This is a genomic window from Streptomyces sp. NPDC002669 (assembly GCF_042889165.1).
Classification (GTDB): domain Bacteria; phylum Actinomycetota; class Actinomycetes; order Streptomycetales; family Streptomycetaceae; genus Streptomyces.
This window is the reverse complement of sequence record NZ_JBIAQQ010000033.1, coordinates 1-23674: the sequence shown is the minus strand read 5'-3', so window position 1 is coordinate 23674 and position 23674 is coordinate 1. Positions and strand designations below refer to the sequence as shown.

General features: G+C 72.6%; 23 protein-coding genes and 1 pseudogene. 7 read left to right on the top strand and 17 right to left on the bottom strand.

What is annotated here, in order from left to right; translation table 11 throughout:
• Window positions 1-8: 8 nt before the first annotated feature.
• Genes ACFYW1_RS33795 through ACFYW1_RS33785 form a run of 3 tightly spaced genes read right to left on the bottom strand, consistent with a single transcriptional unit; the run spans window position 9 to window position 3553 of the window.
• The gene (locus ACFYW1_RS33795) at window positions 9-1082 is read right to left on the bottom strand and encodes an ornithine cyclodeaminase family protein (RefSeq protein ID WP_389002053.1); all 1074 of its coding nucleotides are present in this window, start codon (window positions 1080-1082) and stop codon (window positions 9-11) included.
• 51 nt (window positions 1083-1133) lie between these two features.
• The gene (locus ACFYW1_RS33790; protein ID WP_389002048.1) at window positions 1134-2360 is read right to left on the bottom strand and encodes an MFS transporter; all 1227 of its coding nucleotides are present in this window, start codon (window positions 2358-2360) and stop codon (window positions 1134-1136) included.
• Between the two features lie 2 nt (window positions 2361-2362).
• A complete protein-coding gene (locus ACFYW1_RS33785; RefSeq protein ID WP_389002045.1) occupies window positions 2363-3553 on the bottom strand; it encodes a pyridoxal-phosphate dependent enzyme in 1191 nt (396 codons plus the stop codon).
• A 352-nt stretch (window positions 3554-3905) separates the two neighbouring features.
• Between ACFYW1_RS33785 and ACFYW1_RS33780 the strand changes: the two genes are divergently transcribed.
• Window positions 3906-5939, top strand: coding sequence for a transglycosylase domain-containing protein (locus tag ACFYW1_RS33780; protein WP_389002042.1), 2034 nt, complete (start codon window positions 3906-3908; stop codon window positions 5937-5939).
• Window positions 5936-7237, top strand: a complete 1302-nt coding sequence (locus ACFYW1_RS33775; protein ID WP_389002039.1) for a hypothetical protein — start codon at window positions 5936-5938, stop codon at window positions 7235-7237. Before ACFYW1_RS33780 ends, ACFYW1_RS33775 begins: the two co-directional genes overlap by 4 nt.
• Before the next feature lie 48 nt (window positions 7238-7285).
• Here the strand turns inward: ACFYW1_RS33775 and ACFYW1_RS33770 are convergent, their stop codons facing one another.
• A complete protein-coding gene (locus ACFYW1_RS33770) occupies window positions 7286-7837 on the bottom strand; it encodes a TetR/AcrR family transcriptional regulator (RefSeq protein WP_389002036.1) in 552 nt (183 codons plus the stop codon).
• 97 nt (window positions 7838-7934) lie between these two features.
• On the opposite strand from ACFYW1_RS33770, the gene ACFYW1_RS33765 reads away from it, so the two are divergent.
• On the top strand, window positions 7935-8585 hold the full coding sequence (locus ACFYW1_RS33765; RefSeq protein WP_389002033.1) for an FMN-dependent NADH-azoreductase: 651 nt from the start codon (window positions 7935-7937) through the stop codon (window positions 8583-8585).
• Entirely contained in the window at window positions 8582-8902 is a 321-nt protein-coding gene (locus tag ACFYW1_RS33760) for a DMT family transporter (protein WP_389002030.1), read from the top strand. Before ACFYW1_RS33765 ends, ACFYW1_RS33760 begins: the two co-directional genes overlap by 4 nt.
• Window positions 8903-9001: 99 nt before the next feature.
• Here ACFYW1_RS33760 and ACFYW1_RS33755 read toward each other — a convergent pair whose 3' ends face one another.
• From ACFYW1_RS33755 to ACFYW1_RS33710, 10 genes are all read right to left on the bottom strand, one after another.
• Window positions 9002-9196, bottom strand: coding sequence for a hypothetical protein (locus ACFYW1_RS33755; protein ID WP_389002028.1), 195 nt, complete (start codon window positions 9194-9196; stop codon window positions 9002-9004).
• A gap of 150 nt (window positions 9197-9346) precedes the next feature.
• Entirely contained in the window at window positions 9347-10246 is a 900-nt protein-coding gene (locus ACFYW1_RS33750; protein ID WP_389002025.1) for a phosphatidylinositol-specific phospholipase C/glycerophosphodiester phosphodiesterase family protein, read from the bottom strand.
• A 299-nt stretch (window positions 10247-10545) separates the two neighbouring features.
• Entirely contained in the window at window positions 10546-11238 is a 693-nt protein-coding gene (locus ACFYW1_RS33745; RefSeq protein WP_389002022.1) for an ABC transporter ATP-binding protein, read from the bottom strand.
• Window positions 11231-12148, bottom strand: a complete 918-nt coding sequence (locus ACFYW1_RS33740) for an ABC transporter ATP-binding protein (RefSeq protein ID WP_389002202.1) — start codon at window positions 12146-12148, stop codon at window positions 11231-11233. The genes ACFYW1_RS33745 and ACFYW1_RS33740 overlap by 8 nt, the downstream gene beginning before the upstream one ends.
• Window positions 12149-12210: 62 nt before the next feature.
• Window positions 12211-13080: an ABC transporter permease gene (locus ACFYW1_RS33735; protein WP_389002019.1), complete on the bottom strand. Its 870-nt coding sequence runs from the start codon at window positions 13078-13080 to the stop codon at window positions 12211-12213.
• On the bottom strand, window positions 13073-14038 hold the full coding sequence (locus tag ACFYW1_RS33730) for an ABC transporter permease (RefSeq protein ID WP_389002199.1): 966 nt from the start codon (window positions 14036-14038) through the stop codon (window positions 13073-13075). The genes ACFYW1_RS33735 and ACFYW1_RS33730 overlap by 8 nt, the downstream gene beginning before the upstream one ends.
• A gap of 23 nt (window positions 14039-14061) precedes the next feature.
• Window positions 14062-15666, bottom strand: coding sequence for an ABC transporter substrate-binding protein (locus tag ACFYW1_RS33725; protein ID WP_389002016.1), 1605 nt, complete (start codon window positions 15664-15666; stop codon window positions 14062-14064).
• Window positions 15667-15837: 171 nt separating this feature from the next.
• Window positions 15838-16971 (bottom strand): acyl-CoA dehydrogenase family protein, encoded by a 1134-nt coding sequence (locus ACFYW1_RS33720; protein ID WP_389002013.1) that lies wholly within the window; start codon window positions 16969-16971, stop codon window positions 15838-15840.
• A complete protein-coding gene (locus ACFYW1_RS33715; RefSeq protein ID WP_389002010.1) occupies window positions 16968-18155 on the bottom strand; it encodes an acyl-CoA dehydrogenase family protein in 1188 nt (395 codons plus the stop codon). Before ACFYW1_RS33715 ends, ACFYW1_RS33720 begins: the two co-directional genes overlap by 4 nt.
• Entirely contained in the window at window positions 18152-19120 is a 969-nt protein-coding gene (locus tag ACFYW1_RS33710) for an NADPH:quinone oxidoreductase family protein (protein WP_389002007.1), read from the bottom strand. The genes ACFYW1_RS33715 and ACFYW1_RS33710 overlap by 4 nt, the downstream gene beginning before the upstream one ends.
• Before the next feature lie 819 nt (window positions 19121-19939).
• Between ACFYW1_RS33710 and ACFYW1_RS33705 the strand changes: the two genes are divergently transcribed.
• Complete coding sequence (locus ACFYW1_RS33705; RefSeq protein WP_389002004.1) at window positions 19940-20092, top strand: hypothetical protein; 153 nt, start codon at window positions 19940-19942, stop codon at window positions 20090-20092.
• Window positions 20093-20132: 40 nt separating this feature from the next.
• Here ACFYW1_RS33705 and ACFYW1_RS33700 read toward each other — a convergent pair whose 3' ends face one another.
• Both ACFYW1_RS33700 and ACFYW1_RS33695 read right to left on the bottom strand, forming a co-directional pair.
• Window positions 20133-20468: a hypothetical protein gene (locus tag ACFYW1_RS33700; protein WP_389002001.1), complete on the bottom strand. Its 336-nt coding sequence runs from the start codon at window positions 20466-20468 to the stop codon at window positions 20133-20135.
• A 244-nt stretch (window positions 20469-20712) separates the two neighbouring features.
• Window positions 20713-21238, bottom strand: a pseudogene (locus ACFYW1_RS33695) (AMP-binding protein); the annotation flags it as partial.
• 539 nt (window positions 21239-21777) lie between these two features.
• Between ACFYW1_RS33695 and ACFYW1_RS33690 the strand changes: the two are divergent.
• The gene (locus ACFYW1_RS33690) at window positions 21778-22536 is read left to right on the top strand and encodes a sulfite exporter TauE/SafE family protein (protein ID WP_389001998.1); all 759 of its coding nucleotides are present in this window, start codon (window positions 21778-21780) and stop codon (window positions 22534-22536) included.
• Window positions 22537-22617: 81 nt separating this feature from the next.
• On the opposite strand, the gene ACFYW1_RS33685 is transcribed toward ACFYW1_RS33690, so the two are convergent.
• On the bottom strand, window positions 22618-22896 hold the full coding sequence (locus ACFYW1_RS33685) for a metal-sensitive transcriptional regulator (RefSeq protein ID WP_389001995.1): 279 nt from the start codon (window positions 22894-22896) through the stop codon (window positions 22618-22620).
• 97 nt (window positions 22897-22993) lie between these two features.
• Here ACFYW1_RS33685 and ACFYW1_RS33680 point away from each other — a divergent pair, with 97 nt between their 5' ends.
• Complete coding sequence (locus ACFYW1_RS33680; protein ID WP_389001992.1) at window positions 22994-23566, top strand: rhodanese-like domain-containing protein; 573 nt, start codon at window positions 22994-22996, stop codon at window positions 23564-23566.
• Window positions 23567-23674: the final 108 nt, after the last annotated feature.

Below are 23674 nucleotides of genomic sequence, written 5' to 3'. Positions count from 1 at the left end.
GTTCCCCCTCAGAGCGTGAGCCGGGCGCCGAGACCGGCGGCTTCGGCGTGGGCGTGGATGCGGTCGGCCACGGCGACGTCCAGGACCGACATCCCGAACGGGTTGCTGATCACGATCTCGTCCGGGTCGCGGCGGCCCGGGTGTCCTCCGGTGAGCACGTCGCCGAGTGTTCCGTCGACGCGGCGGGCCCCGGGGCGGGCGGTGACTCCTTCCCTGGGGGTGCCGTCGGGGCCGAGCAGGGTGCCCGCCCGGTGCATCCGGCCGAGCAGCCGGCGCGGGTCGTCCCGGACCAGGCTCCAGTCGTCGACGAGCACCGTGCCGGCCGCGAGCACCGCCGCCTCGGTGAGGTCGTCCAGCGAGACGTGGCAGACGAGCGTGCCGGGCCGCAGCCAGTCCGGTTCGATGTAGCCCCGGGTCACGGTGGTGACGGGTACGACGACCTCGGCGTCCCGTACCGCCTCCCGCGGGCCGTCGGCGACCACCGTCTCGACGTCCGCCGCGCCGGGCAGCGAGGCGATGCGGTGGGCGGCGGACTTCGCGCGGTCGGGCGCCACGTCGTACAGCGTGATGCGGCGCAGGGTGGGCACGGTGCGCAGCAGCAGTGCCGCGTGCGCCTGGGCGAGCGCGCCGCAGCCCAGGAGCGCCAGCCGCTGCGGGCGTTCCACCGCGAGGTGGCGCACGGCGAGCGCGGTGACCGCGGCGGTGCGCATCGCGCTGATGTAGGCGGCCTCCATCAGGGCGAGGGGGCGGGCGGTCTCGGGGTCGAGAAGCAGGGTGAAGCCCTGGGCGCGGGGCATTCCGCGTTCCGGGTTGCCGATCGAGGCGTTGATCGTCTTCATCCCGACGACCGGGGGCCGCCCCTCCCCGGTCAGGGCGCCGGGCATGGCCAGCAGTCTGGCCGAGTCGCCCTGCGGGGTGGTCCAGCCGAGGTAGGCCTCCTCGGGGAGGACCGTCTGTCCGGCGGCGTGCAGCCGGAGCGCCTGGGCCACCGCCTCCACGATGTCCACGTCGCGGGCGGCCTCGATGACGTCCGCGCGGGTCAGGTAGCGGAAGTGGCTGTCGGGGTAGTGCTCGAAGTCCATGGCGGGCGGAACTCCTTGGCGAGAGGGGCGGTCGGGGTGGTGCGGGGATGGTCAGTGGCCGGTGCCGTGCGGCTCCCGGAGCATCACGAAGGGGACGAGCGCGCCGAGCAGCAGCACCAGGGCGAGCGCGATCCAGCCGGCCGTGCCCAGGGCGAGGACGACCCCGGTCATCAGCACCGGGCCGGCGACCCGGTTGGCCACGGTGCGGCTGGTGTTGAACAGCACCAGGTACGCGCTGCGCGCCTCTTCCGGCGCCAGGTCGAAGGAGAGGGTCCAGGAGGCGCCGACCTGGAGCAGTTCGGCGAACGTCAGCAGGACCACGGCGGCGGCGAGCACCAGCAGCGCCTCCCGGGTCGCGAGGCCGGGCGCGGCGGCGAAGGCCAGGGCGCCGCCGCCGAGCAGCAGTGCCGCGGCCGCGTACGAGAGCCAGGCCCGGCGCGGTGTGCCGTAGCAGCGGTTGAGCGGGTACTGGAGGGCGATGCACAGCACGGTGTTGACGGCGTAGAGGATGCCGACGTAGCGCTCCGGCACGTCCGTCTCGGTGACGAGCCAGAGCGGGAAGGCCACGTTGAGCACCGGCATCCAGAGCGACACCAGTGCGTTGTACGCGGTGAAGCCCAGCAGGCGCCGGTCCTTCAGCAGCGCCGCCACCCCGGTGCTATGGGTGATCTCCCCGGCCTCCTCGCTCCGTGCGGTGGCGTACACAGCGGCCACCAGCACATAGGCGAGCGCGCCGCCGATCAGCAGCGGCCGGAAGGCCCCGGGGGCGCCGGAGCCCAGGGCGACCCCGGCGATGAGTCCGCCCAGGCTGATGCCGAGGTTGACGACGGTGCGCTGGACGGCCATCACCTTCGCGCGCAGGTTCTGCGGGGTCCGCGCGCCGACGTACGCCTGCACCAGCGGGGGCGAGGACTGTTCGGTGACGGCGACGACGGCGACCACGAGGAGGAAGCTCCACCAGCCGTCGACCCACAGGTAGCCGACGGTGGCCAGGGCGCGCAGCAGCATCACACCGATCAGCACCGGCTTCGGTCCGAAGCGTCCGGCCAGCCGGGCGACGGGCACGGCGGTGGCGACGGCGACGGCACCGCCGATGGTGAGTCCGGTGCCGACGGCCGAGGTGCCGATGTGGGCGACCTTGACGAAGTAGATGGTCGAGACGGCGAGGAACAGTCCCGTTCCGGTCCACTCGATCAGCGTGGCGCCCTGCACCAGCGGCAGGTACTGCCGGTGGCCGTGGTCCGTCCGCCGTCGGTCGAGGGTGGTGCTGGTGCCCATGTTCAGTGCTCCTGGTGCTTTCGGTCGAAGAAGAGACCTTCACTGCGCAGGTGTTCCACAGCGGAGGTGATCTCCTTGGCCACGCCCTGTTCTGTCGCCCAGTCGTCGGAGTAGAGGGTGTCGCGGTACTTGCCGCCGCCGTCGGCGGCCAGGCACACCGAGAGCCGGTCGTCGGGGCCGTCGTCCTCCCGGTCGGTCAGCATGGCGCGCACGGCGCAGCCGCTGGAGCCGCCGAGGGCGAGCCCCACGTCCTCGACGAGGATCCGGCAGACGGCGATCGCCTCGATGTCGTCGACGTGCACGGCGCGGTCGTAGCTGTGCGGCGCGGTCAGGAAGGCGGACGGCCGGCTGGCCCCGATGCCCGGTATCAGGCGGCGTCCCGCGCTGCCCGCGACGGCCAGTGAGCCGCGTACGTCCACGGCGACCGCGGCGACGTCGGGACGGTGCTCGCGCAGGTGCGCGCCGATGCCGGCGAGGGTGCCGCCGGTGGAGACCGGTACGTAGACGGCGCCGAGGTCCGCTCCGGCCTGTCCGGTGAGTTCGGGTCCCGTGACGCGGCGGTGGATGTCGGGGGCGGCCCAGTTCTCGTACTGGTCGGGCCAGCGGTATCCGGGGTTGTCCGCGCACAGTTCGCGCACCCGGCGCAGGCGGCTGAGCAGGTAGCCGCCCCGGCCGTCGGGTTCGTCGACGACGAGGACCCGGGCGCCCCGGTCGGTGAGCATGCGGCGGGTGGTGTGCGGGGTCTTCGGGTCGACCACCGCGAGGAAGTCGCAGCCGAGGCCGGGCAGCATCCGGGCCAGGGCCAGGCCGAGGTTGCCGGAGGTGGATTCCACCACCACCGTGCCCGGGGTGAGCGGTCGTTCGTCGTGCAGCGCCCGCAGCAGTCCGACGGCGCTGCGGTCCTTCACCGATCCGGTGGGGCCGCGCGATTCGAGTTTCAGACCCAGACGTCGCACGCGGCCCCGGTGGGCGACGTCCAGGCGGAGTAAGGGGGTCCGGAAAAGGGCCCGCGCCAGGACGGGTTCGACACGTGACACTGCTTCTCCCTGTACGGGGCGTCGTTGACCATTCCGATGAACCGGCCGGCCGGGCTCGCTGCGCGTTCCAGACCTTATGCGCGAGGTTCCCGGTGCCACCACGGCACCGTTCGCACACCTCAACGCTCTTGGCCAGAAGCTGGCTTGACGCCACATCAGCAGAACTCGCCGGATCGTCCGGGGCCCGGCGCGAACACCGGCGCAGGACGGTTCTCCCGCAGGGGGGCGGCGGGACGGGTCACCGAATTGGCCGGTTCGAGCGCCATGGCGTTCCGCCGCCGCCGAGGACGCGCGAAAGCCGCGCGGGCCCGTCGCCGACGGCGGGAACACGGCACCACGCATCTCCTCTCCCGAGGGCCTGTTATCTTTACGTGACTTCGCGACGCAACTCTCGGTCATGCTTTGGCCTTTGCTGTGGCGGAGTCACGGGGGCGAAACACACGACCACTGCACGTGCACAGGCACCGTCGCGACGCGCTACGGGCCCGGACTGCCATGGCTGGACGGAATGACGCAGCAGAACATGTGGGGCAGGACGAGAGGGGCCGCGCGGGCGGCACTGGCCCCGGGAACGGGGCGCCGCAAGCAGGCGAGGCGTCCGCGCGGCCGCCTGGTGCGCAGGCCGGACTACCCACGTGCGGGCCGTCACGGCTGGCGGCGCTGGGTGCCCTCGTGGCGGCTGGCCCTGGGTTCGTTACTGACCTTCGCCGCGACGCTGGTGACCGTGGTGGGCATCGCCTACGCGCGTACGGAGATCCCCGAGGACCTCAACTCGTTCGCCACCCAGCAGGACACCGTCTACTACTGGGCCGACGGAACCCCCATGGCCCGCACCGGCTGGGTGAGCCGCCAGGAGATGCCCCTGTCGAAGATCCCCGACCACGTGCGGTGGGCCGTGCTCGCGGCGGAGAACGCGAACTTCTACTCCGACCACGGCATATCGGCCCAAGGACTCACCCGCGCGCTGTGGCGCACGCTCGGCGACGGGGACACCCAGGGCGGCTCCACCATCACCCAGCAGTACGTCAAGAACGTCTATCTGACGCAGGACCGCTCCTTCTCGCGGAAGTTCACCGAGATGCTGCTGGCGGTCAAGCTGGACCGCAACATGAGCAAGGACAAGATCCTCCAGGAGTACCTGAACACCAGCTGGTTCGGCCGCGGCACCTACGGTCTCCAGCGTGCCGCGCAGGCGTACTACGGCAAGGAAGTCACCCAACTGAACGCCAGCGAGGGTGCGTTCCTCGCCTCCCTGCTCAAGGGGGCCTCGCTCTACGATCCGGCGGTCAACCCCCGCAACCGCGCACGGGCCGTCGAGCGGTGGCGGTGGACCCTGGACCGCATGGTGGAGATCGGCAGGCTGAGCCGGGCCGAACGCGCGAAGTACACCACCTTCCCCGACCCGAAGCCGCCGCACGGGCTCAGCGGCACGAACGGGCAGAACGGCTACCTCGTCCAGCTCGCCGAGTCGTACGCCAAACGGGCCGGACACATCTCCGACGCGCGCTTCGACCTCGGCGGCTACCAGATCTACACGACGTTCGAGAAGCCCCGGACGGCCGCGCTGGCCCGGTCCGTGCGCGAGGCGCGCGACGCGCTCGACCCGAAGCGGCGCAAGGAGGACCGGCACGCCCGGTTCGGGGCCGCCTCCGTCGCCCCGGACGGCCGCATCCTCGCCGTGTACGGCGGGCCCGACTTCGAGCGCCAGGCCTTCAACGAGTCCAACGCGAGCACCGTCCCGGCCGGTTCGGCCTTCACCCCGTTCGTCTACGCCGCCGGCCTCCAGCACGGAATCACGCGCGAGCGCAACGGTCCGCGCACCACCATCACCCCGTCGACGGTGTACGACGGCGACAACGCCATCCCGGTCACGACCCCCGAGGGCCCCTACTGGGACCGCAGCGGGAAGACGGTCAAGGGCGAGAACGACGGCGACCGCTCCTACGGCCGCATCAGTCTGCACGACGCCATGGCCAAATCCGTGAACTCCCCCTTCCTCCAGCTCGGCATGGACACCGGCCTGAAGCAGGTCCGCAGCACCGCGGAGGCTTCGGGGCTGCTCGCGTCGAGCTTCGGCCCGCCCGTTCCGGCGTTCGCAATGGGCAACTCGACCCCCAGCGCCATCCGCATGGCCGGCGCGTACGGCACGTTCGCGGCCCACGGCCTGCACACCGACCCGTACTCGGTCCGCAGGGTCACCCGCAACGGCACGAAGGTCCGGCTCGATCTGCCGCAGCCCAGGCGCGCCGTCCGGTCCGACGTCGCCGACGAGGTCACCTCGGCACTCACCCGGGCCGACGGCGGGAGGAACGGCGTCGCCGCCGGACCGGTCGCGGTCAAGAACGGCACCACCGGGGACGACACCGCGCGCTGGCGCGTCGGGTACACCCGGGACGCGGCCACCGCCGTCGTCGTGTACCGCATGGACCTGAACCGGAGCCTCGCGCCCCTGCCGCTCAAGGGGCTGGGCGGTGCCTCGGCGGGCGACCGGGACTTCCCGGCCCGGATCTGGAAAACCTACACGGAAGCCATGACGAAGTGACAAGAGCCAGAGCGAAATCCGCCTCCCGCCGCAAACGGGACCGTCTCACCCCCCGCGTCGCCCTGGGAATCGCCGTCTGCCTCGTGGTGGCGGGTTCCGCGGCCCTCGTCCCGCTGCTGTCCGACGACGACGGGGACGACCGGAACCCGGAACGGGACACCCGCACCGTCGCCGCGCCGACCCCCACCAGCCGGGACGTCCGCGACGCCAAGAAGGAGGAGCAGGACGAGAAGTGGGACGGCAAGGTCAGGATCCTGGGGGACGGCTCCACCTCCTACACCGGACCGCAGCCGGGCCGGCTGAAGGCGAAGCGGCTGAAGCCGGGCGAACGCCCGCCCCAGTTCGTGGTGTTCTCCTGGGACGGCGCGCTGGAGGGCGACGACCACATGTTCTCGCGCTTCCGCCGCGTGGCGAAGGAGAGCAACGCGCACATGACGTTCTTCCTCACCGGCATCTACCTGCTCCCGAAGGAGAAGCGGAACCTCTACCGGCCGCCCCGGCACGAGACCGGGGCCGCCGCGATCTCGTACCCGACGCGCGAGCACATCCGCACGACGCTGGAGCAGCTCGGCGGCGCCTGGCGGGAGGGGAACGAGATCGGGTCCCACTTCAACGGCCACTTCTGCGAGAAGAAGGGCGGTGGGGACTGGAACAAGAACGAATGGACCAGCGAGATCAGCCAGTTCTACTCCTTCGTCCAGAACTGGAAGACGAACACCGGCTTCACCGACCTCGATCCGCTGCCGTTCGACCCCACCCGGGAGGTCGTCGGCGGCCGGGCCCCCTGTCTGGAGGGCCAGAAGACCCTGCTGTCCGCCCTCAAGCCCTTCGGCTGGCGCTACGACGCGAGCTCCCCGGGGGACTTCCAGATCTGGCCGTCGAAGAAGAACGGGATCTGGGACCTGCCGTTGCAGATGCTGCCGTTCCCCGGCAAGGACTTCCAGGTGCTGTCCATGGACTTCAACTTCCTCTACAACCAGTCGAAGGGCAGCACCGAGGGCGACCCGTCGAAGTACCGGGCATGGCGCAAGGAGGCCCGCGACTCGTACATCGCGGGCTTCGAGCGGGTGTTCCACGGGAGCCGCGCGCCGATGTTCATCGGGAACCACTTCGAGGACTGGAACGGGGGGATCTACATGGACGCCGTCGAGGACACGATGCGCGAGGTATGCCCCCGCAAGGAGGTCCGCTGCGTCTCCTTCCGCGAGCTGACCGACTGGCTCGACGCCCAGGACCCCGAGGTCCTCGCCCACTGGCGCACACTCGACCCCGGCCAGCCCGCGAGCTGGAAACAGTGACCGACGGGTGCGGCCGGGTGCGATCGCGCCCGGCCGCACCCCTACCGCCTACCCGGCGAGCGTCCGCTGCGCGAGCGTGCGCAGGGCCGACTTGATCTCCTCGACGCCGCGGCCCCGGCCTCGCTGGTACGCGAAGAGCTCGGGCGCCAGGGGGGCCAGCAGGATGTCGACGAGGGCGTCGGGGCCCGCCACCCCCGCCTCCTTGACGAGCATGCGGACATGCGCGTGCCAGAAGCCGTACGCCCCGGTGGCGAACCGCGCGGAACCGGACTCGGCGCCCAGGGTGAGATGGACGTGCTGCTCCAGCAGATCGGTCATCGCGGCGTAGAAAGCGGCCAGCCGCTGCGGGGGCGGGGCCCCCGGCCCCAGGGGCGGCTCCCCGCCCAGCAACTTCTCCTGGAGCGAGCGCTCGTGCTCGTCGAGGAGCGCCGTGGCGATGGACGGGATGTCGGGGTACCGCCGGTAGAGCGTGCCCCGCCCCACGCCGGCCTCACGGGCGATGGCGTCCATCGTCACCTTGCGCGGATCCCCCGCGGCGAAGAGCCGGTTGGCCGCGGCGAGCACCTTGGCACGATTCCTTGCCGCGTCCGCGCGTTCCATGGATCCCACCGTACAGGAATAAGCGGACACGATGTCCGGTTACCCTGGCCGAGACAAGCGGACACAGTGTCCACTTGAAGCTTCCCAGGGGGTACCCATGTCCGTACTGCTGCACATCGCCGCCAGCGCCCGGCGCGACTCCCACAGCCGCGAGCTCGGCGACGCCTTCGCCGATGCCTGGCGGGCCGCGCATCCCGACGGCACGTACGTGCTCCGCGACCTGCGCACCGATCCGGTGCCGCAGATCGACGAGGCATGGACCGAGCTCTGCGACCACGTCCTGCGGCACGGCATCACCGACATCGGCCGGTACGAGGAGGCGGTGCGCACCCCGGCCCAGGCGCGGGCCTGGGAGGTCCTGCGGCCACTGCTGGCCGAACTGGTCGCCGCCGACGTCGTGCTGATCTCGACCCCGATGTACAACTTCTCCGTCCCCGCCTCCCTGAAGGCGTGGATCGACCAGGTGACGTTCCCCCGGATGTCGCTGGCGGGACGCCGCTTCGTGATCGCCTCCGCCCGGGGCGGGGCCTACGGACCGGGCACCCCGCGCGAACCGTACGACCACCAGGAGCGCTACCTGCGGGACTTCCTGTCGGGGCACTTCGCGATCGACGACCCGGTCTTCCTGGCGACCGAACTCGTGAACTCCCGGATCGATCCCGCGCTCGCCGCGCGCCGCGCCCAGCACGACGAGTCGCGCGCGACCGCCCTGGCGGCCGCCCGAGAACTGGGCGGAGGTCCGCGATGAGCTGGCTGCTGCTGGTCCTGGCCGGGCTGGTCGAGGTCGCCTGGTCGCAGAGCATCAAGCCGACCCAGGGCTTCACCCGGCCGCTGCCGACCCTGGTGTGCGCCCTGCTCATGATCGGTGCGGTGTACCTGCTCGCCCGGTCCATGGAGGGACTGCCCGTCGGCACGGCGTACGCGGTGTTCACCGGCATCGGGGCGATCGGGGCCATCACCCTGGGCGTCCTCGTCCATCACGATCCGGTGAGCCCGGGACGGCTGGCCGCAGCCGCCCTGATCGTCGGCGGCGTGGCCCTGGCACGGATGACGGACAGCCCCTAGGGCCTGGGATCAGGCCGGATCGGTGAGGTCCCGCCCCGGGGCCTCCCGTCCGGTCGGCGCAGGGCGCCGGGCCGTCGCCCGGCCCGGGGCCCTGGCCGCTCAGGGCTTGAGACTGCTGACGACGTCGGCCGTGGCCGCCAGGCTGTCCTGGATGGCCGGCGCCATGCTCGTGCTCGCGAGGAAGAACCCGAGCAGGGCGCAGACCAGCGCATGCGAGATCTTCAACCCGCCGTTGCGGAGAAAGATCACCGCGAGGATCAGCAGTAGCAGCACCAGTGAGATCGAAATGGCCATGGCCAACCTCCTCCGCCGCGCCGGAATGCGGCATTCGGCCGCCAGTGTGGCGCAGCGGAGCAGCCGTCCGGACCACCGGCGTGTCCGCCATCCGGGTGTTGACTGAACGTCACGCCCGGGGCGGCGCGTCCGGTGTGCCGCCGGGGCGGGTCACCCCGCGCGGCCGCCCCGGTCGTGGGTGCGCAGGAAACGCTCCAGACCTGTCAGATCATCGGTGTTGAGGTGGTCGACCCCGGCGGCCAGCAGCTCCGCCCAGACCGCCTCCCGCTCCGGTCCCGGCGCGTCGGGAGTGGCCCAGAAACGGACACGCCGGCCCTCGCGGTGGGCCGTGGCGACGAGCGTGCGCAGTTTGTCCCGCTCGGCCGCGGGGAAGGGGCCCGCTCCGATCCAGTCGAAGCCGTCGCTCCAGCTGCTGCTGATGAGCGGGACGAACGAGGCGTCGGCCGCGCCCCCCAGGTCCTCGGGCCGGCCGTCGTAGAAGGCGTGGCGGGTGCGCTGCGCCTCCATCGGGGCGCGGGCGGCGCGGTCGCCGGATATGACGGGCGTGACCGCTCCGGGACGCACCCGGCCGTGGTGGTACGAGGTCAGCATCCGGCGGTAGCCGCGGAGCTGCCGGTCGAGTTCGAGGTAGGCCGCGACCCCGTCGGTCTTGATGTCGATCAGCAGTTGCACGGGTTCGTGGTGGCCGGGGTGGACCGTGCCGTGGTTGGCCCGGACCCTGGCCAGCAGCGGGTCGAGGTAGAGGGAGGCGAGGGTGCGGGCGGGGTCGAGGTCCGCGGGCTCATGGGCGACCAGGAGTTCGCCGTCCACGAGGAAGATGTCGGCCTCGACGCTGGTGAAGCCGTGCGCGAGCGCGTCGTGCAGCGGGCGCGGGTGCAGGTAGTCGTTGTGCGCGTGGGCCCTGCGCAGGGCCCGGGTGCGGGAGGCGTGTGCGGACGGGGCCGGGGGCGTCGCCCCGGATGCGGCGGCCTGCGGCGAGGGCAGTACCGCGCTCGCGGCCGCGGTGGCGAGTGCGGTGGTGACGACGCTTCGGCGGGTCGGGAACGCCATGGGTTCTCCCTGGGGCGACGGACGGGCCGGACGGGTGGACGCGACCGAGTATGCGACGGTGATCACCGCAACGGGCCTGCCGCGCACAAGAGTTGCCCCATCCGTTGCCCGCCCGTCGACCACCGTTCCTCCGGCCCCTCCGTTTTCTCGGCGGAACGTGCCGGACTCGTGCTCCGGGCGGGGGCGACGGGGACGGCGCGCAGCGCCTCACCGGGGGGCGAGGCGCTCGGTGGGGCCGTGCGCCCGGCCGACGGGGCCGGAAGGCGTTCGCCGGGCGGGTCGCGTGTCAGGGCGCGGAGTCACCCGGTGGGGCCCACGGCCTCCTGCGGCACGCCCGGCTCGAAGCACTCCCGCCAGCCGACCGTGCGGTCGCACCAGCGTTCCAGCAGCACCCGGTCGTGGCCGACGGCCAGCAGTCCGGCCCCGGACTCCCGCCGGTAGGACTCGACGACCGCCACCAGCGCGGCGGTCGTCGACGCGTCGAGCATCGCGGTCATCTCGTCGCAGATCAGCCAGCGCGGCCGCAGCACCAGCGCCCTCGCCAGACAGGCGCGTTGCAGCTGCCCGTCGCTCACCTCGTGCGGTCGGCGGCCGAGCAGCTCGTCCGTGAGGCCGACGGAGGGCGCCAGTTCGGCCAGCCGGTCCGGCACCTGCGCGCGACGGCCGGTGGCCCGCAGCGGCTGGGCGATGATCTCGCGCAGGGTGAGCCGGGGGTCGGCGGCGAGCCGGGGCTGCTGGAAGACGACGCCGACGGCGGTGCGCTGCGCGCGCGGGGCGGCGTGCCGCCAGCCGCGTACCGGTTCGCCGTCGAGCACGACCGTGCCCGCGTACGGGCGGTGCAGCAGTGCGGCGACCCTCGCCAGGGTGGACTTGCCGCAGCCGCTCGGGCCCAGCAGTCCGACCGCCTCCCCCACCGCGATGCTCAGCGACGCCTCGCGGAGGACGGGGTCGCGGGGGTCGTATCCGGCGGTGACGCGGGTGAGTTCAAGCACGTTCCGGCTCCTTCTCGTCCACCCGCACACCGTGGTGGCAGGCCAGAGCACCGTCGAACGGGGGCCGTACGGCGCACCGGTCGTCGGCGCGGCCGCAGCGGGCCGCGAACGCGCACCCCTCGGGAAGCGCCCCGAGCTCCGGCGGCATGCCGGGGATCGGTTCGAAGGCACGCTCCGGCAGGGCGTCCAGGAGGCCGCGCGCGTAGGGGTGGCGCGGCCCCGGCTCGCCGAAGAACCGGGCGGCGTCGGCGAGTTCGACGATGCGGCCCGCGTACATCACGGCGACCCGGTCGGCGATCCGCTCGGCCGCCGCGAGGTCGTGGGTGATGAGCAGGAGCGCCCGGTCGCCGTCGGTGTGGCGGCGCAGTTCGTCGACGGTCCGCTCGACGAGGTCGCGGTCGAGTCCGGTGGTGGGTTCGTCGGCGAGGAGCAGCGGCGCGTCGCCGATCAGGGCGAGCGCGGTCGCGGCCCGCTGGGCGAGGCCCCCGGAGAGTTCGTGCGGGTACCGGTCGAGGTGCCCGGCCGGGAACGAGGCGCGGGCGGCGGCCCGTTCGGCGGCCGGGCGCAGGCCGGGCCCGCGGGTGCCGGTCAGTTCGCGCAGGGTCTCCTCGATCTGGGCGCGCACGGTCCGGACCGGGGTGAGGTGGGCGGCGGGGCTCTGCGGGACGAGTCCGATGCGGCGGCCCCGTACCGTGCGGGCGAGGGTCCGTTCGTCGGCGGCGACGAGTTCGGTGCCGTCGCCGAGCAGCGCCGAGCCCGAGGTCCGCGCGTTGCCGGGGAGCAGTCCCAGCAGGGCGGAGGCCAGTACGGACTTGCCGCAGCCGCTCTCGCCGACCAGGGCCAGGCACTCCCCGGCCGCGAGGTCGAAGCGCGCGTCGTCGACGGCGGCGATGTGCCGCCCGCCGCGCATCCGGAAGCGCACGGAGAGGCCGCGGACGGAGAGCACCGGTGTCCGCGGGCGGGAGGGGGTCGTCACAGCATCAGCTCCGATCGGCGGCGCGGGTTGATCCGCTCCCGCCAGGCTCCGGCGAGGCCCGCCAGCGCGAGGGTGGGGACGATCAGGAACAGGCCGGGGAAGAGCGTCGGCCACCAGTCCCCCGCGAGCAGCGAACCGCGGGCCGTCTGCACGAGGTTGCCCAGGCTCGCCTGATGGGTGGGCAGCCCGAGTCCCAGGAAGGACAGCGCGGACTCGTGCCACATGGCGTGCGGCACCATGAGCACCGCGGCGAGGCCGGCCTGCGGGAGCACGGCGGGCAGCAGGTGGCGGACGACGACCCGGCCGCGCGAGGCGCCGCCGGAGATCGCCGCGTCGATGAACGGGCGGGAGCGCAGCGACAGCACCTCGGCACGGACGATCCTGGCGGTCGAGAGCCAGTGGGTGAGGGCGACGGACACGATCACCGGGCCGACGCCGGGCCGGAACATCGCCACGATGAAGATGCCCAGCAGCAGATGCGGCACGGACGAGAAGGTGTCCACGAGGCGCATGACGACGCGGTCGGTCCAGCCGCCGAACGCCGCTGCCAGCGCGCCGACCGCGGTGCCGATGACGGTGGCGGTGAGCCCCGCGACGACACCGACGAGCAGCGAGACCCTCAGCCCGTAGACGCAGCGCAGCAGCAGGTCGCGGCCGACGTCGTCGGTGCCGAACGGGTGCTCCCAGGACGGGGGCCGGAGCTTGGCGGAGAGATCGACGGCCTGTTGGTCGAGCTGGACCAGCGGCGGCACCAGGAGGACCGCGAGCAGTACCGCGCCGACGATCCCGGCGGAAGCGGCCACCCTGATGCGGCGGGTGGTCCGGCGGGTGGTCCGGCGTGCGGAGGCCGGGGCGGTGTCAGCCATCGAAGCCCACCCTCGGGTCGGCGATCGCGTACAGCAGATCGGAGAGCAGGTTGCCGAGCACGACGGCCACGGTGGCGAGCACCGTGAGCGCGGCGAGCAGCGGGAAGTCGACGGAGGTGGCGGCCTGCACGGTGGCGGCGGCGATGCCGGGCCAGCTGAAGACCGTCTCGACGAGCAGGGCGCCGGTGATGAGTTCGGGGACGCGGGAGCCGATGAGGGTGAGCATCGGCAGCATTCCGGAGCGCAGGGCGTGGCCGAGCAGTACCGTGCGCTCGCTCAGCCCGCGGGCGCGGGCACCGCGCACCGGATCCTCGTCGAGCGCGTCCGCGACGCCCTGGCGCACGTAGAGGAAGAACCACGGCAGCTGGGAGATCCCGAGCACGGCGGCGGGGAGCACCAGATGGGTGGCGACCTGCCCGGGGGTGACGGTGTCGCTGGCCGCGTCGGTGAGGCCGCCGGCCGGGAGCACGTCGAGTTCCAGGGCGAAGAGCCAGATGGCGAGCAGTCCGAGCCAGAAGGCCGGGGCGGCTTCGAGGGTGTACGCGGCGGCGCTGACGCACCGGTCGAGCAGGCGGCCGGGCCGGCGGGCGGCCAGCACGCCGAGGACCGTGCCGAGGAGCACGGCGACGGCGAAGGCGGTCGCGGCGAGCAGTACGGACCAGCCCAGGCGTTCGCCGATGACGTCGGCGACCGGCTGGCGCATCACGGCGGAGTCGCCGAGGTCGCCGCCGAGTGCGGAGGTCAGCCAGTTCCACCAGCGGCTGACGAGTGGCTGGTCGACGCCGAGGTTGGCCCGCAGCTGGTCGAGGTTCTCCTGCGAGGCGGTGAGGCCGGCGGTGCCCGCGTACGCCTTGACCGGGTCGAAGGGGGAGGCGGCGGCGACGGCGAAGACGCCGAACGTCACGGCGGCCAGGACGGGGACGGCGAGCAGGGCCCGCCGTCCCGCCATCCTGCCCATCGGCCCCCAGGGGAGGCGGTGCTTCACTTCTTCGGCGTCCAGTCCTCGACGTTCCACCACGGGCCGGAGGCCAGTCCGTGGTCGTGCGGTTCGACCTGGGTGGTGAGGGGGCCGAAGCGGTCCTTCACGACGTAGAGGTGGTCGATGTGGGTGAGGAAGGTGTAGCCGGGGTTCTTCACCAGTTCGCGCTGGACGGTGTCGTAGGCGGCCTTGCGCTCGGCGTCGTCACCGCTTCTGCGGCCCGCTTCGAGGGCCCGGTCCACGGTCTCGTTGTCGTACCACGCCATGTTGTTGAAGCCGTCGCCCGCGAGCGAGGACTTCAGCAGCGTGTACTGGTCGAAGTCGGGGTCGGCGGGCGATCCGCCGCCCGCGAGGACCGCGTCCTGCTTCATCCGGGGCTCGATGACCTCCCAGGTCCCGGCCTGGGTGGTGATGTCGATGCCGGCCTTCTTGGCGTCGGAGGCGTAGGCGAGCGCGTGGTCCTGGCGCAGCTTGTCGCCGGTGAGGTACCAGAGCGGGAAGGCGGCGCGCACTCCGTCCCTGGTACGGATGCCGTCCTTGCCGGGCTTCCATCCGGCGTCGTCGAGGATCTTCTTCGCGGCGGCGAGGTCATGGGGGCGTTCGGTGCCCTTGGTGAACCACGTGCTGTCGGTGGGGACGGGGCCGTAGGCGGGCCTGCCCTCGCCGTTGAGGAGGGAGTCGACCATGGCCTTCCGGTCGACGGCGACGTCGAGGGCGCGCCGGACGGCGATGTCGCCGGTGACCTCGTTGTGGGTGGGCAGGGTCACGGTGCGGTAGTCGTACGTCGTGGCGGCGTACGTCCGGGTGCCGCTGTCGCGGGCGAAGCCCTTGGCCAGGTTGGGCGGCAGGATCGCGCCGTCGAGCTCGCCGGAGCGCAGCCGGGTGGCGCGTACGTCGTCGTCCTTGATGATCGCCATGGTGAACTTCTTCACCTTCGGCGCGCCGCCCCAGTAGTCGGGGTTGGCTTCGAAGGAGATCTTCTCGCCCTTGGACCACTTGGTGAGCAGGTACGGTCCGGTGCCTATGGGGTGGGTGGTGAAGGCGCCGGTGTTGACGTCCTGCCTGCCCGCGACGTGTTCGGGCGCGATGGGCAGGACGGTGCGCTGGGCGAAGGGCGCGTAGGGGTACTTGAGGGTGAAGACGACGGTGTCGTCGCCGGCCGCCTCGACGCTCTTCACCGCGTCGAGTTCGGTGCGGGAGGCGTTGTTGGTCTTCTCGTCGAGGATGGTCCGGTAGGTGAAGACCACGTCCTTCGCGCCGAACGGCTTGCCGTCGCTGAACTTCACCCCCTTGCGGAGCCGGTAGGTGTACGTCAGCCCGTCGTCGCTCACCTCGGGCAGGGCGGTGGCGAGCGCGGGCCGCAGCTTCATGCCGGCGTCGAGGGTGAGCAGCCCGTCGAAGATCTTGGAGTTGCCGTCCTTGCCGTAGCCGAGCAGCGGGCTGAGGCTGTCGGGCTCGTAGGCGATGCCGACCACCGCCGAGTCCCCCGCGCCCGATCCGGAGCCGCCGCCGTCCGGGCCTCCCGGTTGCGAACAGGCCGTCGCGGTCGACAGCAGTACGGTCGCCAGTGCCCCGGCGGCCGCTCCCCGTATCGATCGGGCCTTCATACCCTGCACCCCTTATTGAAGATCAAATATTATTGCGAAGCATTCGCAATTAAACAGCAGGCAAAGGGGTGCCCGGTACCCCGCCCGGCGGCGGAGCAAGGAAGCGGAGGCGCGCCTTCACGCACCTCCGCCCCAAGTCCCCCGCCCCTGCGGGTGATTCCTTCCTGTCCGTTACGGCGCGGGCAGTTCCATGAGTTCGGCGACGGTCTCCCGGTGGTGTCCGGCGCTGCCGTACGCGATCGAGTCGGCCTTGGCGCGCTTGAGGTACAGGTGCGCGGGGTGTTCCCAGGTCATGCCGATGCCGCCGTGCAGCTGGACGCACTCCTCCGCGGCGCGCACGGCGACCTTCGAGCAGTACGCCTGCGCGACGGCCACCGCCAGCGGCGTGTCGGGGCTGCCGGTCGCGAGGGCGTCCGCGGCGTTGCGCGCGGCGGCGCGGGCCGACACGATCTCCAGCCAGAGCTGCGCCATGCGGTGCTTGAGGGCCTGGAACGAGCCGACGGGCCGGTTGAACTGGTGCCGTTCGCGGGTGTGCCGGACGGTCTCGGTCAGGCACCACTCGGCGAGGCCGAGCTGTTCGGAGGCGAGCAGCCCGGCGCCCGCCAGCAGCCCGCGCTCCACGGCCCGTACCGCGGACGCGCCGTCCGCCAGGCGGGTTCCGGCCGCCGAGGCGAGGGTCACGGTGGCGAGCGGGCGGGTGAGGTCGAGCGGTACGAGCGGCTCGACCGCCACTCCCCCGGTGCCGGTCCCCACCGCGTACAGGCCGTCGGTCGTGGGGACCAGCAGCACATCGGCGGCGGGCGCGTCGGCGACGCCCGTCACCGTGCCCTCCAGCGTGTCGTCCGCCACACCGACCGGTCGCGCGGCATCGGGCCGCGCGGCGGAGAACGGCATGGCGAGGACCGCGACCCGGCGGCCCGCGGCGAGATCGCCCAGGAGCGCGGCGGCGGGCCCGTCCTGCGCGTCCAGCGCGAGGAGCGTCTCGGTGGCCACGACCGCGCTGGTCAGATACGGCACGGGGGCGACGCTGCGGCCCAGTTCCTCCAGGACCACCGCGGCCTCGCGATGGGTCGCGCCCTGTCCGCCCAGCCGTTCCGGCACCAGCAGCCCGGCGGTTCCGATGTCGGCGGCGAGGCCCTGCCAGAGACGGGGATCGTACGGTGTGTCGGACTCGACGCGGCCGAGGACCGTCGGCGCGTCGCACCGGTCGGCGAGCAGCGCGCGCACCGCCGCCCGCAGGTCTTCCTCGGTCTCGGAGTACAGCAGGTCGGGTGCCGGGGTCCCCCCGGTCGGTGCCGCAGTCATCGGGCCAGGTCCTTCCAGGCGACGTCCTTGTCGTTGCGCGGCTCGGCGGGCAGGCCGAGGACGCGCTCGGCGACGATGTTGAGCAGCACCTCGCTGGTTCCTCCCTCGATGGAGTTGCCCTTGGAGCGGAGGTAGCGGTAACCGGCGTCGCGTCCGGTGAAGTCGACCAGCTCCGGCCGGCGCATGGTCCAGTCGCCGTACAGCAGCCCTTCGTCGCCGAGGAGTTCGACCTCCAGCCCGCTGATCTCCTGGTTGAGCCGGGCGAAGGAGAGCTTCATGCCGGAGCCCTCGGGCCCCGGCTGTCCGGCGACGAGTTGCTGACGCAGCCGGAGGCCGGTGAGCCTGGCCACCTCGGCCTCGACCCACAGGGTCAGCAGGCGCTGGTGGAGGTCGTGGGTGCGCAGTTCGGGGCGTTCGCGCCAGGTGCGGGCGACCGTGCCGATCATGCCGCCCTCGCGCGGTACGGAGGCACCGCCGATGGAGACCCGCTCGTTCATCAGCGTGGTCTGCGCGACCTTCCAGCCCTCTCCGACGGGGCCGAGGCGCCTGCTGTCCGGGATGCGCACTCCGGTCAGGAAGACCTCGTTGAACTCGGCCTCGCCGGTGATCTGGCGCAGCGGCCTGACCTCGACGCCGGGGTCGGTCATGTCGCAGATGAAGTAGCTGATGCCGCGGTGCTTGGGCAGGTCCGGGTCGGTGCGGGCGATGAGGATCGCCCAGCGGGCCAGGTGGGCGCTGGACGTCCAGACCTTCTGCCCGTCGACCACCCAGTCGTCGCCGTCGCGGACGGCGCGGGTGGCCAGTGCCGCGAGGTCGGAGCCCGCGCCCGGTTCGCTGAAGAGCTGACACCAGACCTCCTCGCCGACCCACAACGGGCGCAGGAAGCGCCGCTTCTGCTCCTCGGTGCCGTAGCCGAGGATGGTGGGGGCGGCCATGCCGAGGCCGATGCCGATCCGGCGCGGGTCGTTGTCGGGGGCGCCCGCGGCGGCGAGTTCGGCGTCCACGACGGACTGCAGCGAGCGCGGCGCGTCGAGGCCGCCGAGGCCCACCGGGTAGTGCACCCAGGCGAGTCCGGCGTCGAAGCGGGCTTTGAGGAAGTCGGTGCGGTCGGTGGCGGCCGGCGGGTGCGCGGCGAGCAGGTCCCGGGTGCGGCGGCGCAGTCCGGCCGCGTCGGGGGCGGTCATCGGGCGGCTCCCGACGGGAGGACGACGATCCGGCCGGTGCTGGTGCCGTCGGCGACGCGCTGGACGGCCTTCGCGGCCCCGGCCAGCTCGACCCGCTCGCTGATCAGCGGCTTGACGGTGCCCTGTGCCGCGAGCCGGGTCAGCTCGTCGTGGCAGGCACGGACCGCGGCCGGGTCCTTGGTGTTGTACAGGCCCCAGTGGAGGCCGAGGACCGAGTAGTTCTTGACCAGGGCGTGATTCAGCGCCGGGGTGGGGATGACGCCGCTGGCGAAGCCGACGACGACCACCCGGCCCTCGAAGGCGACGCACTTGACGGACTTGGCGTACGCGTCGCCGCCGACCGGGTCGTACACCACGTCGGCGCCCCGTCCGCCGGTGGCCTCCTTGACGGCGGCAACGATGTCCTGGGTGTGCCGGTCGACGACCAGATCGCAGCCGAGGTCCGCGGCGATCCTCGCCTTCTCCGCGCCGCCGACGACACCGATGACGGTGGCGCCCGCGGCCTTGCCGAGCTGCACGGCCGCACTGCCGACGCCACCGGCCGCCGCGTGGACCAGGAGGGTCTCGCCGGCCCGGAGGTTCGCCCTGCGGTGCAGGCCGAACCAGCCGGTCTGGTAACCGATGTGCAGGGCGGCGGCCTCGGCGTCGTCCAGCGCCTCGGGCGCGGGCAACAGAGCCGCCTCGTCCGCGACGACGTACTCGGCGAACCCGCCGTCCGGCAGCGCGGGAGTGGCGAGCACCCGTCGCCCGTCCGGCGTCCTGCCGCAGACCTCCACGCCGGGCGTGAAGGGCAGCGGCGGACGTACCTGGTACTGGCCTCGGCAGAGCAGCGCGTCGGGGAAGTTGACGTTCGCCGCGAGCACCTCGATGAGCACCTGACCGTCGCCGGGGGCGGGCCGGTCGGTCTCCTCCAGTCTCATCACCTCGCTCGGCTCGCCGTTTCGGTGCACTCGCCATGCCTGCATGAGGGGCCTCCACAACACTGTCGGCATTACCACTGCTCCGGCGCATACTAAGCGGTCGCTTGCCTCCATGGGAACAACCCACGGGATCCACCCCGCCCACGGAGCTCAGCCCCGACCGGCCACCCCCACCTCGGCGATCCGCGACGCAGTTCCAGCCGGTGCGACTGCTGCCGTCGAGCCGAGCGGCACGGTGAGGGCACATACGCCGACGTCCCGGACGGCCCGGGGGCCGGGGCTTGTCGGATCAGTACCTCGGCGTCGACGCCGCAGCAGACGGAGGGCCGAACCAGAGGACGTACGCGAACTCCACGTACCGCCGCACGGCCCGGTCGGCCGAGCAGACGTCACGCCACTTCGCGCGGAGGTATGCGTCGCCCTTGGGTAAGTACGTACAGATGTCCTCCTGGGAACGACGAGGACACGCGGGCACCAAGCAACCTCTCGGCATGCCGTTCGCGTTGCGACCCTCGTAGGAACGATGACGACAAGGGCCTCCCGACCTGGTCCTACGCCTGCGACCCACGGTGCGAGTTGCGCCCCCGCCCAAGGACGACGAAGACAGAAATCCCGCGGCTGCCACACGCTCGCTGGACTATGGATCGCGGCCCCTCACAGGGGTGATGAGCACGCCTCTACGAGGGGTCTCAACCAGATGGCGAGGCGGTCTGCCGGGCCTGCGTCCTGGTTCCTCATCGTCCCTGCGAGAGGTTGCAACGCGGCTGCCGCGCCGGGGCCGCCTTGTGCGAGCGGGTGGGGCGCGCCCTGGTCGGTCGTCTCGCGAAGGTGGTCGGGCCGTCGGGCCCGACCACGTTCGCGGAGGTGTCCTGGAACGCCCCGTACTACGCGCGCCCGGGCTTCCGTGCGCTCGCCGGGGCGGACCTCACCGACGGGCTGCGGGAGATCCTCGCCGCGGAAGCGGCCCCCGGCCTCGGTCGTCGGCCGCGCGTGTGCATGAAGCGCGGTGCCACGTGAGCCGAGCCCCGGCCGGGGGCGGAGGTCGTCCCGTCCCGTCTCAGTAGCCCTGGTTGTTCGGGGGGTACGGGGGCTGGCCGCCGTAGCCCGGGGTGGCGGCGGTCGCGGCTGGCGGGGCAGCAGGGGTGCGGCCGGCGCCGATGGCCACGGAGGCGGAGGCGACCAACAGGCCGACACCGGCGAGGGAGATAGTGATGCCGGTGTTCTCCGCGCCGTTGGACCAGGTGTAGTTGTCCGGGCCGTCGCTCGAACACCGCTGCGTGGTCTTGGAGCCGCCGTCGGGCCCGCAGATCCACTCCAGACTGTGTTCCTTCCTGGCCTTCTCCTCGTCCTCCTCGACGAAACCGTAGAGGAGCAGGCCCAAGCCAGCGATCATGAAGAGGACTTGGAGGGTTCTGGCAACTGGATGCATGGGATGTACTCGCCTCACTGGGGCCGTTTGCGGACAGGGCGGGTTCGCCGCGCCCGTAACGGCACGCACCGGCAATCCGGTGCGCACTCCCCCGTGCCATGCTTCCCCCGGCCCGTATCCTGACTCAACGGCCCTGTTCGAGCAAGGCACTACAGCCGAGTCACGCCACGAGGGCTCACCGATGAAGGGCTCGCCGCCGAGAGACTCGTCAACTCCCTTGCCACTCGCGCAGTTCGACCTTGCGGACCTTGCCGCCGGCGGTGAGCGGGAAGGGCGTCATGAGCTCCAGCCGGCGCGGCACCTTGTGGTGCGCCAGGGACCCCGGCAGTGGGTGGCGGTCCGTCGGTGTGTCGGCCGGGTCGCGCGGGACGACGCGGGCAAGGGCCTTTTCGCCGTGGCGTTCGCCGGGGAATCCGAAGGCCCGCACGTCCGCGATCTCGCCGCGCGGCAGGGTGACCCCGGTCGACGGATCGACGGGGCGACGGCCTTGATCTCCAGGTGCGGCAGCCCCGTCCGACGGTGCCGGTCCGCCGCCGTGCCAGGCCGTCGTCGCGCCGGGTCCGGGTGGACACCGGCGAGACCTCGGTCATCCCGTGGATGATGGCCGTTTCCGTCATGTGCATCTCGGCGACGGCCCGCTTCATGACCTCGGTCGGGCACGGCGATCCGATCATGGTGCCGGTGCGGAGCGTGGCGAGGCCGTGCGAGGCGAAGTCGGGCAGCCCCAGTTCGGCCCGACCGCGCCGAGCAACGCGTTGACCATCCGCACCCGGTACGCATCCGGACCACCGAGCCGGGCCGTCTCCCACGCGCAGCCCTCCGCAGCACCCTCCCGCCATACGACCCCAGCGCGGCCATCGCCGCGGCAACCCGCTCCACCGTCGCCGGAGGCCGTACTCGATCACGTCGTCGGGGTGCGCGACCACGGCGAGGGCGCGCCGCCGGTTCGTGGGCATGGAGGTGGGCCGCTCCGCCCTGTCCCCAGACCGGCCGTCCGTGATCCGGCCTGCGCCGCGTTCCGTCGGCGCCCCCCGGCGTAGCGCACGTCTCACCGAGGCCATGGATACCCCCCGGGGTATTGATGTTAATCTGGAGCAGAGATACCCCCCGGGGTAAAGCACCACAGAAGGAGCCGTGTCGTGTTCTTCGTCGACCCCGTCGAGACAGCGGGCCCCGGCGACCGCCGCCATCCGGATGACGGGCGGCCGGCCTTCCGGGCGCCCGGCGGGAACCCGTCCGCGCACGACCGGTGCGGGGCGGCGGGCCGCGTCTCATGACCGCGCTCATAGTGGCCCTGGTCGCCGGGGCGGTGGTCGGGCTGGCGCTCGGCGGGCTGGGCGGCGGCGGAAGTGTGCTCGCCGTTCCCGCGCTGATCTACCTGCTCGGTTTCACCCCGGCCGAGGCCACCACCGCCGGGCTGCTCATCGTCATCGTGACCTCCCTCACCGCACTGGTCGCCCACGCCCGGGAGGGCCGGGTCCGCTGGCGCACGGGAGGGCTCTTCGCGGCGGCCGGGATCGTTCCGGCCGCGGTCACCGGGGCCCTGTCGATGCGGATCCCGTCCGGGGTGCTGACCGCGGGGTTCGCCGTGCTCGCGGTGGTCGCCGCGACCCGGATGCTCCGCCCGCGGGCCGAACCGGCAAAGGCCGGGGAGGGTGCGGCTCCCGCGCCCGCCGGACGGGTCGCGGGGACGGGGGCCGGGCTCGGCGCGGTGACCGGCTTCCTCGGCGTGGGAGGCGGGTTCCTCGTGGTGCCCGCGCTGGTCACCGTGGTCGCCGTTCCGATGGCCTCGGCGGTCGGCACCAGCCTGCTGGTCATCACGGTGAACTCCGTGGCCGCGCTGGCCACCCGGCTCGCCACGCCCACCGCGCTGCACTGGGCGACGATCGCCCCGTTCACGGCGGCGGCGGTGCTCGGCGCCTGGGACGGGAAGCGGCTCGCCGCGAAAGTGTCCACGGCCGCCCTGCAACGGATCTTCGGCGCGGTACTGCTGGCCGTGGCCGTGTTCATGCTCATCGACTCCGTGGCATGAGTCACGAGCCGGCCACACCGACCCGCCCCGACCTCACCGGCCGGGGCGGGTCGGCCCATGACCGCACCGGCCGGAGCCCGATCAGGCCAGGGAGAGAAAGAGCTTCTCCAGTCTGGACCGCATCTGCTCACGGTCCTCGGGGCCGTGAGCACCGTCGGCCATGCAGTGCTGCAGCCCCGTCGCGATGATCGCGAACCCGGCCCGGTCGAGTGCCCGGGACACGGCCGCCATCTGCGTGATCACGTCCTCGCAGTCCCGGCCCTCCTCGATCATCTTGATGATTCCGGCGAGCTGGCCCTGCGCACGGCGAAGGCGATTGAGGACCGACTTCAGTTCGTCGGCCGCCATGTCAAGTTCCACTTCATCCTCCTGATACCCCAAGGGGTATTCTAGCCCGACCGGGGAAGGAAGGACCGCGTCCCTCCCGAGCCCCGGTGGACGAAAGGAAAAACTGCTCGTGACCAGCCCCGCTTCCCTCTCCCCCGCCCAGGCCGCGGCCCGCCTCGCGGAGTTCACCGTCATCGACGTGCGGGCTCCGGGCGAGTACGCCTCCGGGCACGTCCCCGGCGCGCTGAACATCCCGCTGGACCGCCTCCCGGAGGCCGTGCCCGCGCTGAAGTCCGCCGCGGCCCGCGGCTCGCTGCTCATGGTGTGTGCCTCCGGTGTGCGCTCCACCCGGGCCTGGGACATCCTCGCCGCGGCCGACATCGATGCCCTGACCCTGTCCGGCGGCACTTCGGCCTGGGAGCGCGAGGGCCGTGCGCTCGACCGTCCCGCCGGGGCCCGCGCGACCTGGCCGATGGAGCGCCAGGTGCGGCTCGCCGCCGGTTCGCTCGTGGTGGCCGGGCTGCTCGCCGGGGCGCGTTTCCCGGCCGCGCGGTGGATCTCCGCCGGCGTCGGCTCCGGCCTGGTGTTCTCCGCCGTGACCAACACCTGCGGCATGGCGGCGGCCCTGTCGCGGCTGCCGTACAACCGTGTGCCGCGCGCGGCCACCGATCTGGACGCGACGCTGGCCGCCCTCCAGCGCTGAACCCCTGCGCGCAGGGGACGCCACGGCCCGGGCGGAACGGTGGGGGGGGGGGGGCGGGCCCCCGGGGAGCACCCCCACCAGTCCCGGCGGCCACCCCCGAACCCCCCC

Bases quoted from the DNA above. Each gene is read 5' to 3' on its own strand.
- ACFYW1_RS33795 (WP_389002053.1), bottom strand. From the start codon at position 1,082: ATGGACTTCGAGCACTACCCCGACAGCCACTTCCGCTACCTGACCCGC.
- ACFYW1_RS33790 (WP_389002048.1), bottom strand. From the start codon at position 2,360: ATGGGCACCAGCACCACCCTCGACCGACGGCGGACGGACCACGGCCAC.
- ACFYW1_RS33785 (WP_389002045.1), bottom strand. From the start codon at position 3,553: ATGTGGCGTCAAGCCAGCTTCTGGCCAAGAGCGTTGAGGTGTGCGAAC.
- ACFYW1_RS33780 (WP_389002042.1), top strand. From the start codon at position 3,906: ATGACGCAGCAGAACATGTGGGGCAGGACGAGAGGGGCCGCGCGGGCG.
- ACFYW1_RS33770 (WP_389002036.1), bottom strand. From the start codon at position 7,837: ATGGAACGCGCGGACGCGGCAAGGAATCGTGCCAAGGTGCTCGCCGCG.
- ACFYW1_RS33765 (WP_389002033.1), top strand. From the start codon at position 7,935: ATGTCCGTACTGCTGCACATCGCCGCCAGCGCCCGGCGCGACTCCCAC.
- ACFYW1_RS33760 (WP_389002030.1), top strand. From the start codon at position 8,582: ATGAGCTGGCTGCTGCTGGTCCTGGCCGGGCTGGTCGAGGTCGCCTGG.
- ACFYW1_RS33755 (WP_389002028.1), bottom strand. From the start codon at position 9,196: ATGGCCATTTCGATCTCACTGGTGCTGCTACTGCTGATCCTCGCGGTG.
- ACFYW1_RS33750 (WP_389002025.1), bottom strand. From the start codon at position 10,246: ATGGCGTTCCCGACCCGCCGAAGCGTCGTCACCACCGCACTCGCCACC.
- ACFYW1_RS33740 (WP_389002202.1), bottom strand. From the start codon at position 12,148: ATGCGCGGCGGGCGGCACATCGCCGCCGTCGACGACGCGCGCTTCGAC.
- ACFYW1_RS33735 (WP_389002019.1), bottom strand. From the start codon at position 13,080: ATGGCTGACACCGCCCCGGCCTCCGCACGCCGGACCACCCGCCGGACC.
- ACFYW1_RS33730 (WP_389002199.1), bottom strand. From the start codon at position 14,038: ATGGGCAGGATGGCGGGACGGCGGGCCCTGCTCGCCGTCCCCGTCCTG.
- ACFYW1_RS33725 (WP_389002016.1), bottom strand. From the start codon at position 15,666: ATGAAGGCCCGATCGATACGGGGAGCGGCCGCCGGGGCACTGGCGACC.
- ACFYW1_RS33720 (WP_389002013.1), bottom strand. From the start codon at position 16,971: ATGACTGCGGCACCGACCGGGGGGACCCCGGCACCCGACCTGCTGTAC.
- ACFYW1_RS33715 (WP_389002010.1), bottom strand. From the start codon at position 18,155: ATGACCGCCCCCGACGCGGCCGGACTGCGCCGCCGCACCCGGGACCTG.
- ACFYW1_RS33710 (WP_389002007.1), bottom strand. From the start codon at position 19,120: ATGCAGGCATGGCGAGTGCACCGAAACGGCGAGCCGAGCGAGGTGATG.
- ACFYW1_RS33700 (WP_389002001.1), bottom strand. From the start codon at position 20,468: ATGATCGCTGGCTTGGGCCTGCTCCTCTACGGTTTCGTCGAGGAGGAC.
- ACFYW1_RS33690 (WP_389001998.1), top strand. From the start codon at position 21,778: ATGACCGCGCTCATAGTGGCCCTGGTCGCCGGGGCGGTGGTCGGGCTG.